This window comes from Marinococcus salis, assembly GCF_054971365.1.
In genome coordinates, this window is record NZ_JBQOJB010000001.1 from 33,827 (window position 1) to 49,102 (window position 15,276).

Below are 15,276 nucleotides of genomic sequence, written 5' to 3' on the forward strand. Positions count from 1 at the left end.
TTTATTACCTTGCGGGGTGTCTCAAAATTAGGTACTCTATAAAGAGAGGGGCAAGGAGGTTTGGAAGTGGAACAAGAAAAAGACGTAAAAATATTCGATAAAGATGAACTTTTGTATTTTGATGGAAAAGAGTGCCGGGTGATCGCAGAATATGAACGCACAATTTGTGTGGAATATGTCCATTACCCGTTCGCCGGCCAGGAAGAGGAATTTCCTTATCCCCGCGTTATTCTCCGCAAGGGAGAAGTCGAACGCGCGGCTATCTAAACGAAAAGTTTGCTTTAAATATCAGCAAAGCAGGGACTGTCCTTCTCCAGGACAGTCCCTCTTTTGCTATTTTTTACGAATTTCGACTTTCAGTTAATGTTTTAAGCAAAATATATTGACACTTCCCCCTGTTTATTTTATATTTCTTATATACCCCTTAGGGTAATTAAGATTAAAAAATGAACACTGGTAAACAGCCGGAAAAATTTTTAAACCTTTAAAATACCCATACCCGTAATAGTATTTATTAATGGAGTGATTGAATGACAGAAGCCAAAAAAACGACCATTGTATTATTCAGCGGCGATTACGACAAAGCCATGGCAGCGTACATTATCGCCAACGGCGCAGCCGCGTATGATCACGAAGTAACCATTTTCCATACCTTCTGGGGGTTGAATGCTCTCCGCAAACCGGAAAAGCAAAGCGTGGCCAAAGGAAAACTTGAAGCGATGTTCGCTAAAATGATGCCCCGAGGCGCCGACCGCATGGGGCTTTCCAACATGAATTTTCTCGGTCTCGGACCAAAACTGATCAAAAAAGTGATGAAAAAACACAACGCTGTGCCGCTGCCGGAGCTGATCGATATGGCCCGGGAACAGGACGTACGGCTAATTGGCTGTACCATGACCATGGATCTGCTTGGTCTGGATGAAAAAGAATTGCGCGATGATATTGAATACGCCGGCGTTGCAGCCTATCTGGGCGAAGCTTCCGAGGGAAACGTGAACCTGTTTATTTAAGGGGCCTTTACTGAAAGACCTAAAGAGCAGAACGTAGACGAATGTGGATTAAAACGAATGATCAACATTAATTTAAAGGAGAGATAAACGAATGATCAACATTAATTTAAAGGAGAGATATTTGATGGAACCAAACACCACGATTGATGCCAAAGGGCTTGCCTGCCCGCAGCCGATCCTGAAAACCAAAAAAGCCATTAAAGACATGGAAAGCGGCGAGGTGCTTGAACTGCACGCGACCGATAAAGGCGCGCAGAGTGACGTCACGGCCTGGACCAAGGCTGGTGGCCACGAACTGCTCGATCACACGGAAGACAATGGCGTCTACACATTCTGGATTCAAAAAGGCTAACCATATCGGCACCCGGGGAAGTCATGGATGTGCTTCCCTGCCACTGCCAGGGAGGTTTTTCCGTTGACACTACTATTGATCGTCGTGATTTTCCTGCTGGGGTTTGCCGGTTCCTTTGTGTCCGGCATGGTCGGGATCGGCGGCTCGATCATCAAATACCCCATGCTGTTATACGTTCCTCCGCTGCTCGGTGTCGCCGCCTTTTCCGCGCATGAAGTGTCCGGCATCAGTGCCGTTCAGGTCTTTTTCGCCACTATCGGCGGGGTCTGGGCCTACCGCAGAGGCGGCTATCTGAACGGCCAGCTGATTCTGTACATGGGCACAAGCATTCTGATCGGCAGCTTTATCGGCGCCTATGCCTCGAATTTTTTCAGCGAAGCGGGCGTCAACATGGTGTATGCCCTGCTTGCAACCATCGCCGTCGTGATGATGTTTGTGCCGAAAAAAGGCCTCGACGACCAGGATCTTACCCGGGTGACGTTTTATAAGCCGCTCGCCGCTGGCTTGTCCTTCGTGGTCGGGATTGGGTCAGGCATTGTCGGAGCCGCCGGCGCGTTTATTCTGGTGCCTCTCATGCTCGTCGTGTTAAAAATTCCGACCCGGATGACGATCGCGACTTCGCTCGCCGTGACCCTGATATCATCCATCGGAGCTACGGTGGGCAAGGTGGCGACCGGCCAGGTGCTGTACGGCCCGGCCCTGATCATGATTATAGCCAGCCTGATCGCAGCACCACTCGGAGCTAAAGCCGGCCAGAAGGTCAACACCAAGCTGCTGCAGAGCATCCTGGCGGTCGTCATTCTAGGAACCGCCATTCAGATATGGCTCCAGATCGTTACCGGATAACGTGTTTCAGTCTATACACCCCCGGGCATAGCAACAAGTAGAAAGCAAAAAGGAGGTCTTTTCATGTTTCATTACACCGTAGCTACATCAAAATCGGTCAGCCATACTGTCGAGGATCTCGAAGCCAACCTGAAAGCCATTGATTTTGGCGTGCTCTGGCATTTGGACCTGCACGGTAAATTGCAGGAAAAGGGCATCGACTTTCCGGACCAGCACCGGGTGCTTGAAGTATGCAACCCGAAAGAAGCCGAACAGATTTTAAATAAAAATAAACTGGCGGGTGACTTTTTACCTTGTAAGATCACCGTGTACGAAGAAGCAGAAACTACGTATATCAGCATGCCCCGCCCGTCCGTGTTAATGGGCTTGGCCGAAGAACCCGAACTAACCGCGACTGCGGAAGATATTGAACGCCGCTTAATCCAAGGCATCGATCAGACCGTTTAACACTTTTCTCCCTTTGATACCCTACCCCGTAGGTAGTAGGTAGACAATCAGAGAAAATAGCTGCAAAAATTATAGAGAATAAGATCTAACAATAATGAGGTGACTATCATGGCAGAAGACAAGCGCATCGAAGAAGTCCAGCCGGCAGACGTTCAGCAGGAACTCGAAAATAACAGTGGCGTCCAGGTCATTGATGTCCGCGAGGACGAAGAACTCGACGAAGGACGCATTCCCGAGTCGGTTCATATCCCTGTGGGAGATATCTCTGTGCGAATGAACGAACTCGATCCTAAGCAGTCCTATGTGACCGTATGCCGCTCCGGCAAACGCAGCGCCCGGGCGGCGGAAGCGCTGCAGGACCAGGGCTTTACCGTCCGCAGCATGGCCGGCGGCATGAACGCATGGACCGGCAAGACTGAGTAGCATCTATTCTAATTTGAAGGAGCGATCATTCATGTATTTGAAATATTTTTATGACACGTTGTTAGCCCAAGCTTCCTATATGATTGGCTGCCAGGCTACTGGCGAAGCAGCCGTGATCGATCCATCCCGTAATATCGAAGACTATCTGCAGATCGCCCGCGAACAGGGCTTCCGTATTACCGGAGCGTTCGAGACCCATATTCATGCGGATTTTGTCTCCGGGGTGACCGAGCTTGCCCGCCGGACCGGCGCCACCATCTATTATTCCACCGAAGGTGCTGACAACGGCGGCTATGAATGGGCCCAGAACCTGCCGCTGCACGGCGTGACGCATGGTGAAGCCATTTATATTGGCAACGTCAAGCTGAGAGCGCTGCACACGCCGGGTCATACCCCGGAGCATATCTCCTATGAGCTCACCGACGGTGCCGCGGCCGACCATCCGATGGGGGTGTTCACCGGTGACTTCGTCTTCGTCGGCGATGTCGGCCGTCCGGACCTGCTTGAAAAATCCGTCGGCGTGAAGGATGCCGCGGATCAAGGCGCCCGGCAGATGTTTGAGTCCCTCCAGCAGTTCAAGGAATACGATGATTATATGCAGATCTGGCCGGGCCACGGCGCCGGAAGCGCCTGCGGCAAAGCGCTCGGCGCCGTGCCGACAAGTACTGTCGGCTACGAGCGGATGTACAACCCCGCATTTCAGCCGACCGGGGAGCAGGCCTTCGTGGACTTTCTTCTCGACGGCCAGAGCGAGCCGCCAGCGTACTTTGCCAAAATGAAAGAAGTAAACAAGCAGGCCGTGACCCCGGTCGCCGACGTTCCGGCTGCCGTGGAAATGCAGGGCACCGGAGACGAGGTTGCCCAACTGGCGGAACAGTCCCACACGATGGTCGTCGACACCCGCAGTGCGGCCGCGTTCGCGCTCGGCAGCATTCCAGGCACCATTAACCTGCCGTATCCGGGCGCTTTTGCCGAATGGATGGGCCGGCTCGCTGACTATGAAGCGGATATTTACCTGATCGCCGAGCCGTTCCAATACAATGAACTGCGCCGGATTCTCACCGGCATGGGCATGGACCGCCTGAAAGGCTTCTATGCCACGTCGGTGGTGGCCAGCACGTCGAACCTGCGCACGTATGCCCGGGAAACCCCGAAACAGGTAGAGCAACGCCGTCGCCACAACGACGTGCAGATTCTCGATGTCCGCTACCAGGACGAATGGGACCAGTCGCACGTGCCGGACGCGGTGCATGTCTCCCTCCAACAGCTGCCAAACCGTACCGATGAACTTTCCACGGAGCAGCCGGTGGCCGTCCACTGCGCCTCGGGAAAACGCTCCGCGATTGCGGCCAGCATTCTCCAAAATCACGGCTTTGACGTGATCAACGTGGAGGGCGGCTTCATGAAATGGAAAAAGGAACAGCTTGAAGCAACCGATTAATTGTTTGTATATAAAAAGCACCGGGGGCTAAAAACTCAGATGCTCATTCCTATATTTGTGAGAAAAAAATTATAGTGAAAGACGCAGCGTCATAAAAAAATCGCCTATCTTCGGGCGATTTTTCTTTTAGATCCTCCCCCGTTATCCCCGGAATAATCATAGTCTTTTAGCCATAACAACGACGCCAAATGGCGGCAGCCCTTCTTTTTCTGCAGTATATTCTCTCACCGTTTCGTACCCCATGCGCTGATACATCAACACATTTTGCGGCGTCGACGCCCGCACTTTACAGTAAACGCCTTCGAACTGTTCTGCAGCTGCGGCTTCCTCTACCCAGCCGACAAGGTCGGCGGCCGCTCTATTGCCCCGGTAAGCAGGACGAACCGATAATCGGTGAAAATAGATATACTCATCTTCTGCCCGGAAGCGGATCATTGCTGCTGCTTTCCCGGCCTTCCACCAGACAGCAGCACGCTCTCCCTGCTCCAGCTCAGCTTGAATTGCTTCTGTCGTTTCCTGAATGGCTCCGGATGGCGGCTGTTCGTTCCGATATTCCCAAAATGCTTCATACATAATGGAATTAATCAGAGCCGCTTCTGCCGGTCCTGCTTCTGTTATTTCTTTCATACTTTTCCTCCTGGCGGATTCTTTTTCGATGCTTATGAGCATTTATCTTACCACATCCGGCTTTTTTTCAGACAAAAAAAGAACCTGCACTCTGGCAGATTCTTTCCTGTCTTTTTAGCTTGCAAACACGTGCTGGCCGATGGATAAATTCGGCGTACGGGTCCAAATCCAGTCAGAAGTAACTTCTTCTGGATTATAATAATACATTGACCCATAAGATGGATCGTATCCCTTCCAAGCCTGCTTAACCGCTTCGTATGCTGTCTGGTCCGGCGTCATGTTGTACTGGCCGTCAGCTACTGCAGTAAAAGCGTTCTGCTGCTGGATGACGCCATTTACTTCATTGGGAAACTCCGCAGATTCAAGACGGTTTAAAATAACTGCTGCCACGCCAACCTGCCCTTCAAATGACTCTCCCCGGGCTTCTCCGTACACCGCCTTAGCCACCGACGTTACTTCGTTCATGCGATGATCGGTCTGCATTCCCGCCGCACCGTCCACGATTAAGCCGAAATCACTTTGAAACTGCCGCACTGCCTGGGTGGTCGCTGGTCCGTAGTAGCCGGTCGCATTCGTATGTAAGTAGCCCATCTGTATTAATTCCTGCTGAAGCGCCGTTACTTCCGGCCCCTGTGCCTCCATTTCCAGCATGGAAGCCTTGGTGGTGCCTGGTGAAGCGAAAATAAAGATTGTAGCCATAATTGCAAAAATAGTACTGAATAATAATTTATTTTTCACTTTTTCACCTCCACACATATTGTATCCAAAAAATTCAATTTTCTAAACAACATTCCTGCTTTTCATGAAAAGTATATAACAAGGTACTAAGCGCTGGTACTAACCAGTTCCAAATTTTACCATATAGAAAGGACTCCCAATAAATAATTGGAAGTCCTTGCAGTCTTTTTAGGAAGCTTTATCCGGTTTATCGGTATTTCTGCTCTTATCCTTTGTTTCAATATCGTTTTCTTCCCGCAGTGCTTTAAACAGTGAATACACCATCAGGATCATGACGATGGAAAATGGAAGGGCTGAGATGATCATGACGTTCTGCAGCGCATCTATTCCTCCCGAGTACAGCAGTACGGCCGCTGTAGCAGAAAGCATAATCCCCCAGATGAGTTTTACGACAGCTGAAGGATTTAATGCCCCGTTGGACGTCTGCATACCAAGCACGAATGTAGCGGAGTCTGCCGACGTGATAAAGAAAGAAACGATCAACAGAAGCGTAATAACAGACAATATGGTACTAAGCGCATAATTATCAAACACGCCGAAAATAGCTTCTTCCGCAGCCAGTGACGCAATGTCCGCCATGCCGGTGCTCTGAACATTTAATGTAGCGCCTCCAAACAGTGAGAACCAGATGAAGCTGACAATCGACGGCACTAAAATAACACCGATTGTAAACTCCTTCAGGGTACGCCCTTTTGAAACACGGGCGATAAATATCCCTACAAATGGAGACCAGGAAATCCACCAGGCCCAGTAGAAAATGGTCCATGCATTAATCCACTCCCTGGCACTATCGGATGTCGGAGCGATCCGGAAGCTCATGCTCGGAAGCGACTGCAGATACGTCCCGATCGTATTCGTGAACAAATTCATGGAGAATAATGTCGGGCCGACGAAAAGCATTAAGATAAAGAGGAGAATCGTTAAGTATATGTTCGCGTTACTCAAAAATTTGATGCCCTTATTCAGGCCGGTATAGGCTGATACCAAAAACAAAATGGTAATAACGATAATAACAATCAGCTGTACCGTGTAGGTGTTGGGTGTATCAAACAAATAGGACATACCGCCCGAAACCTGGGCTGCTCCGATGCCAAGGGTAGTCGCGATACCTGAGACCGTCGCCACCAGGGCAATAATGTCGACCACTTTCCCGCCTATGCCTTTTTCATTCATAATCGGGCTGAGCATCGAGCTTACCATGCCCGGGGCTCCACGCCGAAATGTAAAATAAGCAAAACAAATGGCTGTAATACCGTAGATCGCCCATGGGTGTATACCCCAGTGCAAAAACATGTAGCGCATCGAATCAACGAGCGCCTGATCTGTCCCCACTTCTGCTTCGGGAGCGTTCGTTGCGTAGTGCGAGACCGTTTCCGCCCCGCTCCAAAATACAAGGCCAACCCCCATGCCAGCGCTAAACAGCATGGCAAACCAGGTCGGATAACTGTATTCCGGCCGATCATCCGGCTTGCCGAGCCGAATGTTGCCATACCGGCTGAAAATGAAATAAATACATAAAAGCACAAATGCTGACACAATTAAAAGATAATACCATCCAAACCGGTTCGACACGAAGGTCTGTACAGCGGAGGTAGCGTTAAAAAACGATTCCGGGACTGCCATTCCGACAACCGCCATAATAAGTAGTATTACTAAAGCTCCGTAAAACACAAAGCCTACTCTTGGTTTTTGATTATCCACGATGGGACCCCTTCCTATTTATGTATGCTGAAAATTATGGAACTTTTGCATTATGCAGAATTAAGCGAAAAATAACAAACACACTAATTGCATAGATTTTCCCGTAAATCGCGATATTTTAGATTTATACGGGGTAAACTCGCTATATAATCTTATCACCATTTATAGCGCGTTTTAACTGCTATTTACAACGAAATAACTAATTATTGACAGCTTTTCTCACACTATTTTTCATTTTTCAGAACGTATAAAATTGAGTCCAGGCTGTATTAACCTTTATTTTCCTTACACAAGCCGTTTTTTTGCTTCCACATAGGGAATATGATTTCATGTATATGCGTATAAAAGTCCGGTCCATTATTCAAATAAAATTCCATCACTTTGGAGGAAACAATATGACGTTAACTACATTTTCCACAAAAGCTGAGCGGCTGCGGCAGCTCGAAGACACGGCCCGGGAGTTCGCAGAACGAACGGAAGAACATGACCAAAACGGCACCTTTCCAACCGAAAACATTGATGCCCTGAAAAACATTGGCTATCCGGCATTGACGGTTCCTTCTGTTTATGGCGGCATAGATGCCGGCCTGCTGGAACTCGTGGAGTCCCAGGAGCTCATTGCCCGCTACGATGGCTCCACATCGCTTGCTATTGGTTGGCATGTCGGTATCACTAAAAATTTAAACGAAACGCGGCCTTGGGAGGAAAGCCTGTACAGCCGCGTCATGAGTGATATTGTTGAAAACGGGGCCGTATTGAACAACATCGCAACAGAAGCTGCGACCGGAAGTCCGACTCGCGGCGGCACTCCCGGCACTGTCGCTGAATACAGCAACAGCGAATGGGTGCTGAACGGACGAAAAACATTCGCCACCATGTCCCCCGTGCTCGATTATTATATCGTAACGGCCCATATTCCAAAAGAAGAAGCTACGGCTTACTTTGTTGTGCCTAAAGAAGCTGCGGGAATATCCATTGTTGACACGTGGGATTCGATCGCCATGCGCGCGACCGGAAGCCACGACGTTGTGCTCGAAAACGTCCGGGTGTCAAAAAACCACCTGGCCCAGTATATCGTTCCAGGCAATAAACCAGCAGCCGGATGGCTCCTGCACATTCCAGCCTGTTATCTGGGAATTGCACAAACAGCAGCCGACGAAGCTGCCCGCTTTGCTGCGTCGTACTCCCCGAATAGCATTAACGGCACTATATCGGAGCTTCCAAACGTCCGGGAAAAACTCGGCCGGATAGAACTTAAGCTGCTGCAAAGCAGGCACTTTCTCCATTCTGTGGCTTCAAAATGGGATGAGTCCGATGCAGAGGCCAGACAGCAGATGAAAGGTGAACTGGGAGCCGTTAAGACGAGCATTGTAAACGAAGCTGTCGAGGTGGTGGACCTTGCGATGCGTGTCGCAGGAGCCAGAAGCCTTTCCGCCTCCAACCCGCTGCAGCGGCATTACCGTGACATACGGGCCGGGCTTCATAACCCGCCGATGGATGACATGGTGATTGACCAGCTCGCCGGCCGGCTTCTGGGGTATCAACCGCCTTCCGTTTAAGAAACAGTCTCCAGTGTGGTTTCTTTTTTATAACATTCTATACAGCTTCCTGATTCATTGTACGTTTGCAATATGCATACTAATGGTATAAATAACACTGTACGCATGATTTCAATATGAGAAAGGATGTTACACATGGATCCTAGAGATATGCAGAACGGAAGCACTCCAAGACAGCGCCAGGACAAACAGCCCGGTATTGAATCGAAAATGGACCCGCTCCCGGCCCATCCCACCGATTATCAGGGCACCGGAAAGCTGAAAGGAAAAGCTGCCCTGATCACCGGAGGCGACAGCGGCATCGGCCGCTCCGTAGCTCTTTTGTATGCCAAAGAAGGAGCTAATGTCGCTATTTCCTATTTGGACGAACATGAAGACGCCGAAGAAACAAAGCGCATGGTTGAATCAGAGGGAGGCAAATGCCTGCTGCTTCCAGGAGATATCAAAGAGGAATCCCACTGTATCAACCTCGTGAAACAGACGGCAGAAGAGTTTGGCGGATTAAACATTTTAGTTAACAACGCAGCTATCCAGCATGTTCATGAAAATGTTGAGGATATTCCGTCTGACGAATTTGAGGACGTATTCCGCACCAATTTCTTCTCCCAGTTTTATTTAACCAAAGCAGCGATGGATTATTTGACTGAAGGCGACTCAATCATTTCCACTTCTTCAATTAACGCTTTCCGCGGCAATCCAATCCTTATGGATTATTCCGCTACAAAAGGAGCAATCACCGCATTTATGCGAAGCATTGCCCAGAGTCTCGCTTCGAAAGGAATCCGGGTGAACAGCGTAGCCCCAGGGCCTGTTTGGACACCTCTCATCCCTTCTTCATTTCAAGAAGACGGCGTGGAGGATTTCGGGCAGGACACGTTGATGAACCGTCCCGGCCAGCCGTCGGAGCATGCATGGCCTTACGTGATGCTCGCTTCGGATGAAGCCTCCTATATGACCGGGCAGACAATTCATATTAACGGCGGCGCCTATACCTCTTCTTAACAGATACGAAAAAGACTTCGAATCCCAGGCCTGGGATTCGAAGTCTTTTATTTTAGCTTCACCTGAATCTCTTCTACTGCATTGTAGCCGTAGCCCTTTTGATTCCAGAAGGCCTGCATCGGCTGCTGGCGGCCCTGGGCGTCACAGGCTCTCGCCATTACTGTGTATTCCCCCGCCTCAGCTTCCTGCCATTCGAACGTCCACTTCGTCCACGTGTAAGCCGTGCCACTTTGATGCTCAAGCCGTGCCTCCCCCCACGTCTGGCCGCCGTCCGTACTTACCTCTACCTGCTCAATCACAGCTTCTCCGGACCAGGCAATGCCTTCTATTACCTGCGTTCCTTCTTTTTTAATTTCCATGTCGGCCGGTGACTGGATAATGCTGTTTACATTCATCGTAGTTACCGGAAAGGCGTCCTTCCGGCTGTTTTTGTGCGGATAATAAACATAATCAATTGACTGAAAAGGTCCGTCGAACGCATCTTTGCTCACTGTAATCCGCTCCATCCATTTCATGGAAGCCATTGCATACCACCCCGGCACGATTAACCGCAGCGGCGCTCCGTGCTTAAAAGAAAGCGGGCGCCCGTTGTATTCATAGGCGATAATGGTGTCCGGGTCGGCTGCTTTTTCTACGGGAAGGCTCCGGGCATAGGCGTAAATATCCTTCTTATCAGGTCGTTCCCCTTTATCTCCCGCTACAGTAATGACTTCCACGGCTGCTTCTTTATTCCAACCGGCTGCTTCGAGAAAAACTTTCAGCGGGACTCCCTTCCATTTTCCCTGGCTAACAGCACCTTTGCCCCACGGCTCGCCGAAGGCTTTAGGCTCAAATAAACTTCTTTTATTACCCGCACACTCAAGTACTGTCTCTACTGTCCGCGAAGGCAGAGCATGTATATCTGCGAGAGAAAAAAATCCCGGACTCTCCACCAGGCCGTCGACTGTAATCCCCTCCGCTGGTGCCTCCGGATATGTGAAATGATTTCGCCGGTAAAACAAGGAAGGATGCACGTGCTCCATTCCTATAAACGGAATTGGCGTTTCCTGGTTTTCCGGCTCCAGGCTTAATGTTTTCAAATACAGTTCTTCCGGGGTTGCTTTTGAGCACATAATTTCTCCCTTCTGGGTTATCCGCCGAACGTATAAGTTGGCGTGCCCGGCACGTCAGTACGGATGTGAAAAAGTCCGCCTGCATGTGGTTCTTTGCGAAGATCTTCCTCGGACAATTCTCCTCTTGCTGTCGTAATGTACAGATCTTTCAAATCTTCCCCGCCAAACACGCAGGAGGTAGTCCTTTGGGCTGGAACGGTCACTGTTTCCAGGCGTTCACTCGTCTGCGGGTTCCAGCGCTCCACCTTTCCAAGCCGGTGCAACGCGATCCAGAGCATGCCTTCCTGATCCATGCACATACCATCGGGGGACCCTTCCTGGAACGTAATGGCTGTTCGCTTGCCGGTAATCTCTCCGGAGCCGGCATCTAAATCGTACGCCATGACTTTCTTCGTTGGTGTGTCGATGTAATACATCATGCTTCCATCTTCCGTCCAGGCCAGTCCATTTGAAATTGTGACGTTGTCAAATATCGTATCGAGACTCATGTCCTTATTCAAACGGTACAAAGCCGCTTCTCCAGTGCCACGCTCTACGGCCATAGTTCCAGCCCAAAAACGGCCCAGAGGATCACATTTACCGTCATTAAAACGATTGCCCGGCTTGTCTTCTTCCGGGTCTATGAGGGCCTCTTTTTCACCGGACACGAGGTCGTAGGTATAGAAACCATCTCTTAACGCAAGCATCATACCTCCTTTTTCCCTCGGCACAGCAGCACAGACGTGCTGATCGAGCTTACGTTCGCAGTGCCGCCCCGACGAAGGATGATATTCCATTAATTTAAATCCGTCAATGTCCACCCAGTATAATACGCCGCGCCGGGCATCCCAGCTCGGGCCCTCCCCAAGCTCTGCCTTCTGGTCTATGACAAGCGATGCCTCTCTCATCCTGTCTCCTCCTTTTTAGTGGTCTAATGCTCTTCTTCCCTCTCCTCCCTATGTTTAATGCGACGAAAACAATTTTCTTTACTTTTCATCAGTTTAATTTTAAACTGATGATAGTTATAAAGGAGCGAATGCCCATGAATCAAACCAGGTTAGGCCTTTTGCTCTGGTTCCGGCTTGCCCGGGTGTATGAACAAAACCTCAGCCGTTCAGCCGCCCATTTAAAGCAGGCGAACCTCAGCCCTTCGCAGTTCGATATTCTTGCCCAGGTGCGCGCTCACCAGCCAATTACCCAAAAGGAGCTGGCGGGTAAATTGTTTGTCACAAAAGGCAGCGTCACCTACCTTTTGAAAAAGCTCGAAGACGAAAATCTTGTCACGCGCAGGCAGACATGGAAAGAAAAGCATATTTCTCTTACCCCAAAAGGGAGCAGAACTCTTGAAGAAGTCGCTCCCGGCCAGGAACATTTTCAGGCCGCACAGTTTGACAGTCTGACAGCTGCAGAAAAGAGAGAGCTGCTCCGGCTGCTCCGCAAACTGCAGAAAACAACCGAACAGGAGGAAACATAATGCAATTGAAAGGAATTCATCACGTTTCTTCATTAACAGCAAATGCACCGCGCAATGTTGATTTTTATACTAATGTACTTGGGATGCGTCTTGTCAAAAAGACAGTTAATCAGGATGATACTTCTGTCTACCATTTATTTTACGGGGACGAACGGGGCAATCCCGGCACCGAAGTCACGTTTTTCGAAATCCCCATGGCCGCTTCCAACAAGCGCGGCACCAACAGCATTACAAACGTTTCTCTTCGGGTGCACGGCGACAGCGCACTCGAATACTGGAAACAACGGTTTGAAGAGCACGCTGTACAGCATACCGATATCCAGCAACAAGCGGGGCGGCTCGTCCTTCCATTTGAAGATCCCGAGGGCCACCGGATGCAATTTGTGTCTGATGAACACAATAAAGGCGTGAGTCCCGGCGTCCCGTGGGAAAATTCAAAAGCATCGCCAGCAAATGGCGCCACTGGGCTCGGGCCAGTCCGTTTAACTGTTAAATCAGCTGAACCGACAGCTGCTGTACTGCAGAATATAATGGGTTTTTCCGAAATTGATTCCTACCCTCATCCAGACGATGCCACTCTCCCGGATATTCGTGTATTTGAAACAGGAAAAGGCGGAACCGGCGCCGAAATTCATATAGAGACGCGCAGTGATTTACCGGCTGAACGCCAGGGGCGGGGAGCCGTGCACCATGTAGCTTTCCGGGTGGAAGATGCTGAAGAGCTGCAGCTGTGGATTGAACGCATTAAAAACGCACGGCTTCCAAATTCCGGCTTTGTGGAACGCTACTATTTTCAATCGCTGTACTTCCGCGAACCAAATGGGATTCTTTTCGAACTGGCCACTGATGGTCCAGGATTTGAAGGAGATGAACCGTTTGAACACTTAGGGGAGTCCCTTGCCCTGCCCCCTTTTCTCGAACCTCAGCGTCCGGAAATTGAAGCACGCTTAAAACCAATTGATTAAGTAACGATGGGACGGAGAAGCCAGGAATTCTATATCATCTTTTTGAAGAAGCAGGGGCTTCCACAGAACTGTACCGGGCGCACGAAGGCCTTGGCTACCCTCAGAGGAAGCAGAAGCCGGGGCGCATAGTATACTGCACTATACAGGAATAAACAGAGCACCATAAAAAAGACTGCCTCCCTTTTTATTTAAGGAGGCAGTACTACTGTTACTGCGTTTCAAGCACCTGCTTGAAATCATCATTTTCTTTGATCTTTTCTTCCGCATAAGGACAGCGGGGAACGATCGTTTTGTTTTCCGCTTTTGCTTTTTCCACCACATTGCGGACTAATTCTTTGCCAACGCCTTTTCCTTGCTCTTCCTCAATTACTTTGGTACTATCGATGACAATGCTTTGTTCGCCTTCTTCAAAAAATGAGATGTCGCCAATAACCTTGCCATCCCGTTCAGCAGTAAATCTGTTATCGTAATGTTTTATTTCCATGAAAGAAACTCCCTTCGTTTAAACGTTGTTACTAGATAATTCATTACCGTTTCCGGCAAATCATAAACATCAGAAACAACCAGAACAAACCTTTACACATACTTAGGCAGCTGTTATGATGAAGTATGTGCTTAAAAATATGAATGCCACGAATATTATGAAAAGGAGTGAGAACTTTGGCTAAACAATCTAAACTCGCAAAAGAGCGTAAGCGCGAAGAAACGGTAGCGAAATACGCTGAACTCCGCCGTGAGTTAAAAGAAAAAGGCGATTATGAGGCACTGCAGAAGCTTCCTCGTGACGCTTCTCCAACACGCCTTCACAATAGATGTTCGATTTCCGGTCGTCCACACGGCTATATGCGTAAATTCGGCATGTCCCGTATCGCTTTCCGTGACTTGGCCCATAAAGGCCAGGTGCCAGGCGTGAAAAAAGCAAGCTGGTAAGCCGTTCTTACTAAAAAAAGCAGCCACTCGGCTGCTTTTTTTGTATGCTTTTATTTGTTACGTATTGCCTTTTGTCGGAATTGGATTTTCTTTTAAAATAGTGCCCACATGAAGCATGTTGTACGCCAATTTAGGAATGTGCTTTTGGACAAACTCGCTTTTAATGCCTTCTGCCTCAATAAACGAAGGTCCCGGTCCGGCTTCACCGACCCAGTAGCAGTTGGGACGCGGCGGAAGCGTAAAGCCTAAATGAGAAAGGCCAAATACGATCGACTGAATGGCGTGTTTTGCTCCGTCTTCGTTACCTGTGGCTACTACGCCGGCTACTTTATCATAATAAACGCCCTGTCCTTTTTCGTTTGTATGGCTGGCTGAGCCGTTCAACCGTTCTATTGCCTTGGTAATCATGCTGCTTTTTTCACCCAGCCATACCGGTGTGCCGAGCAGCACCATCTCTGCTTCTTCAATCTTCGCCTGGATGGCCGGCCAGTCATCTCCTTCCCCGAGGTCGTCTGCGACTCCGTACGGGATATTGTAATCTGCCAGACGGATTTTCTCCACCTGTACTCCTTCCTCTTCCCAGATTTGCATAATTTCATCTGCCAATGCATCTGTATTCGACGTATGAGAAGAATCCTTTAACGATCCGTTTAAAAATACTGCTTTCATA

19 protein-coding genes are annotated in these 15,276 nt (G+C 49.3%); 12 read left to right on the forward strand and 7 right to left on the reverse strand.

What is annotated here, in order from left to right; translation table 11 throughout:
- Positions 1–66: 66 nt before the first annotated feature.
- The 7 genes from ACTTK6_RS00170 (at position 67) to ACTTK6_RS00200 (ending at position 4,519) form a co-directional block, all read left to right on the forward strand.
- Entirely contained in the window at positions 67–267 is a 201-nt protein-coding gene (locus ACTTK6_RS00170) for a hypothetical protein (protein ID WP_079474950.1), read from the forward strand.
- Between the two features lie 263 nt (positions 268–530).
- Positions 531–1,010: a DsrE/DsrF/DrsH-like family protein gene (locus ACTTK6_RS00175; protein ID WP_462832286.1), complete on the forward strand. Its 480-nt coding sequence runs from the start codon at positions 531–533 to the stop codon at positions 1,008–1,010.
- 124 nt (positions 1,011–1,134) lie between these two features.
- Positions 1,135–1,362, forward strand: a complete 228-nt coding sequence (locus ACTTK6_RS00180; protein ID WP_462832287.1) for a sulfurtransferase TusA family protein — start codon at positions 1,135–1,137, stop codon at positions 1,360–1,362.
- Positions 1,363–1,389: 27 nt separating this feature from the next.
- The gene (locus ACTTK6_RS00185) at positions 1,390–2,208 is read left to right on the forward strand and encodes a sulfite exporter TauE/SafE family protein (RefSeq protein WP_462832288.1); all 819 of its coding nucleotides are present in this window, start codon (positions 1,390–1,392) and stop codon (positions 2,206–2,208) included.
- A 63-nt stretch (positions 2,209–2,271) separates the two neighbouring features.
- Entirely contained in the window at positions 2,272–2,655 is a 384-nt protein-coding gene (locus ACTTK6_RS00190; protein ID WP_079474946.1) for a DUF302 domain-containing protein, read from the forward strand.
- 108 nt (positions 2,656–2,763) lie between these two features.
- Positions 2,764–3,078 (forward strand): rhodanese-like domain-containing protein, encoded by a 315-nt coding sequence (locus ACTTK6_RS00195; protein ID WP_462832289.1) that lies wholly within the window; start codon positions 2,764–2,766, stop codon positions 3,076–3,078.
- Between the two features lie 31 nt (positions 3,079–3,109).
- Positions 3,110–4,519, forward strand: coding sequence for an MBL fold metallo-hydrolase (locus ACTTK6_RS00200; RefSeq protein ID WP_462832290.1), 1,410 nt, complete (start codon positions 3,110–3,112; stop codon positions 4,517–4,519).
- Between the two features lie 156 nt (positions 4,520–4,675).
- On the opposite strand, the gene ACTTK6_RS00205 is transcribed toward ACTTK6_RS00200, so the two are convergent.
- From ACTTK6_RS00205 to ACTTK6_RS00215, 3 genes are all read right to left on the reverse strand, one after another.
- A complete protein-coding gene (locus ACTTK6_RS00205; RefSeq protein ID WP_462832291.1) occupies positions 4,676–5,146 on the reverse strand; it encodes a GNAT family N-acetyltransferase in 471 nt (156 codons plus the stop codon).
- A 114-nt stretch (positions 5,147–5,260) separates the two neighbouring features.
- Entirely contained in the window at positions 5,261–5,884 is a 624-nt protein-coding gene (locus ACTTK6_RS00210) for a cell wall hydrolase (RefSeq protein ID WP_462832292.1), read from the reverse strand.
- A gap of 168 nt (positions 5,885–6,052) precedes the next feature.
- The gene (locus ACTTK6_RS00215; RefSeq protein WP_462832293.1) at positions 6,053–7,585 is read right to left on the reverse strand and encodes a BCCT family transporter; all 1,533 of its coding nucleotides are present in this window, start codon (positions 7,583–7,585) and stop codon (positions 6,053–6,055) included.
- A gap of 395 nt (positions 7,586–7,980) precedes the next feature.
- Between ACTTK6_RS00215 and ACTTK6_RS00220 the strand changes: the two genes are divergently transcribed.
- Together ACTTK6_RS00220 and ACTTK6_RS00225 are read left to right on the forward strand one after the other, a co-directional pair.
- Positions 7,981–9,144 (forward strand): acyl-CoA dehydrogenase family protein, encoded by a 1,164-nt coding sequence (locus tag ACTTK6_RS00220; RefSeq protein ID WP_462832294.1) that lies wholly within the window; start codon positions 7,981–7,983, stop codon positions 9,142–9,144.
- Between the two features lie 135 nt (positions 9,145–9,279).
- The gene (locus ACTTK6_RS00225) at positions 9,280–10,146 is read left to right on the forward strand and encodes an SDR family oxidoreductase (RefSeq protein WP_462832295.1); all 867 of its coding nucleotides are present in this window, start codon (positions 9,280–9,282) and stop codon (positions 10,144–10,146) included.
- Between the two features lie 47 nt (positions 10,147–10,193).
- Here the strand turns inward: ACTTK6_RS00225 and ACTTK6_RS00230 are convergent, their stop codons facing one another.
- Complete coding sequence (locus tag ACTTK6_RS00230; RefSeq protein WP_462832296.1) at positions 10,194–11,258, reverse strand: sulfite oxidase; 1,065 nt, start codon at positions 11,256–11,258, stop codon at positions 10,194–10,196.
- 17 nt (positions 11,259–11,275) lie between these two features.
- Positions 11,276–12,145 carry an SMP-30/gluconolactonase/LRE family protein gene (locus tag ACTTK6_RS00235; protein WP_462832297.1) on the reverse strand — a complete coding sequence of 290 codons (870 nt, stop codon included), beginning with the start codon at positions 12,143–12,145 and terminating at the stop codon, positions 11,276–11,278.
- 134 nt (positions 12,146–12,279) lie between these two features.
- Between ACTTK6_RS00235 and ACTTK6_RS00240 the strand changes: the two genes are divergently transcribed.
- Complete coding sequence (locus ACTTK6_RS00240) at positions 12,280–12,711, forward strand: MarR family winged helix-turn-helix transcriptional regulator (protein ID WP_094907531.1); 432 nt, start codon at positions 12,280–12,282, stop codon at positions 12,709–12,711.
- The gene (locus tag ACTTK6_RS00245) at positions 12,711–13,676 is read left to right on the forward strand and encodes a ring-cleaving dioxygenase (RefSeq protein ID WP_462832298.1); all 966 of its coding nucleotides are present in this window, start codon (positions 12,711–12,713) and stop codon (positions 13,674–13,676) included. Before ACTTK6_RS00240 ends, ACTTK6_RS00245 begins: the two co-directional genes overlap by 1 nt.
- Positions 13,677–13,884: 208 nt before the next feature.
- Here the strand turns inward: ACTTK6_RS00245 and ACTTK6_RS00250 are convergent, their stop codons facing one another.
- On the reverse strand, positions 13,885–14,160 hold the full coding sequence (locus ACTTK6_RS00250) for a GNAT family N-acetyltransferase (protein WP_462832299.1): 276 nt from the start codon (positions 14,158–14,160) through the stop codon (positions 13,885–13,887).
- 176 nt (positions 14,161–14,336) lie between these two features.
- Between ACTTK6_RS00250 and rpsN the strand changes: the two genes are divergently transcribed.
- On the forward strand, positions 14,337–14,606 hold the full coding sequence (gene rpsN, locus ACTTK6_RS00255) for a 30S ribosomal protein S14 (protein ID WP_022792513.1): 270 nt from the start codon (positions 14,337–14,339) through the stop codon (positions 14,604–14,606).
- Positions 14,607–14,663: 57 nt separating this feature from the next.
- On the opposite strand, the gene ACTTK6_RS00260 is transcribed toward rpsN, so the two are convergent.
- On the reverse strand, positions 14,664–15,275 hold the full coding sequence (locus ACTTK6_RS00260) for a flavodoxin family protein (RefSeq protein ID WP_079474934.1): 612 nt from the start codon (positions 15,273–15,275) through the stop codon (positions 14,664–14,666).
- Between the last annotated feature and the right edge of the window lies 1 nt (position 15,276).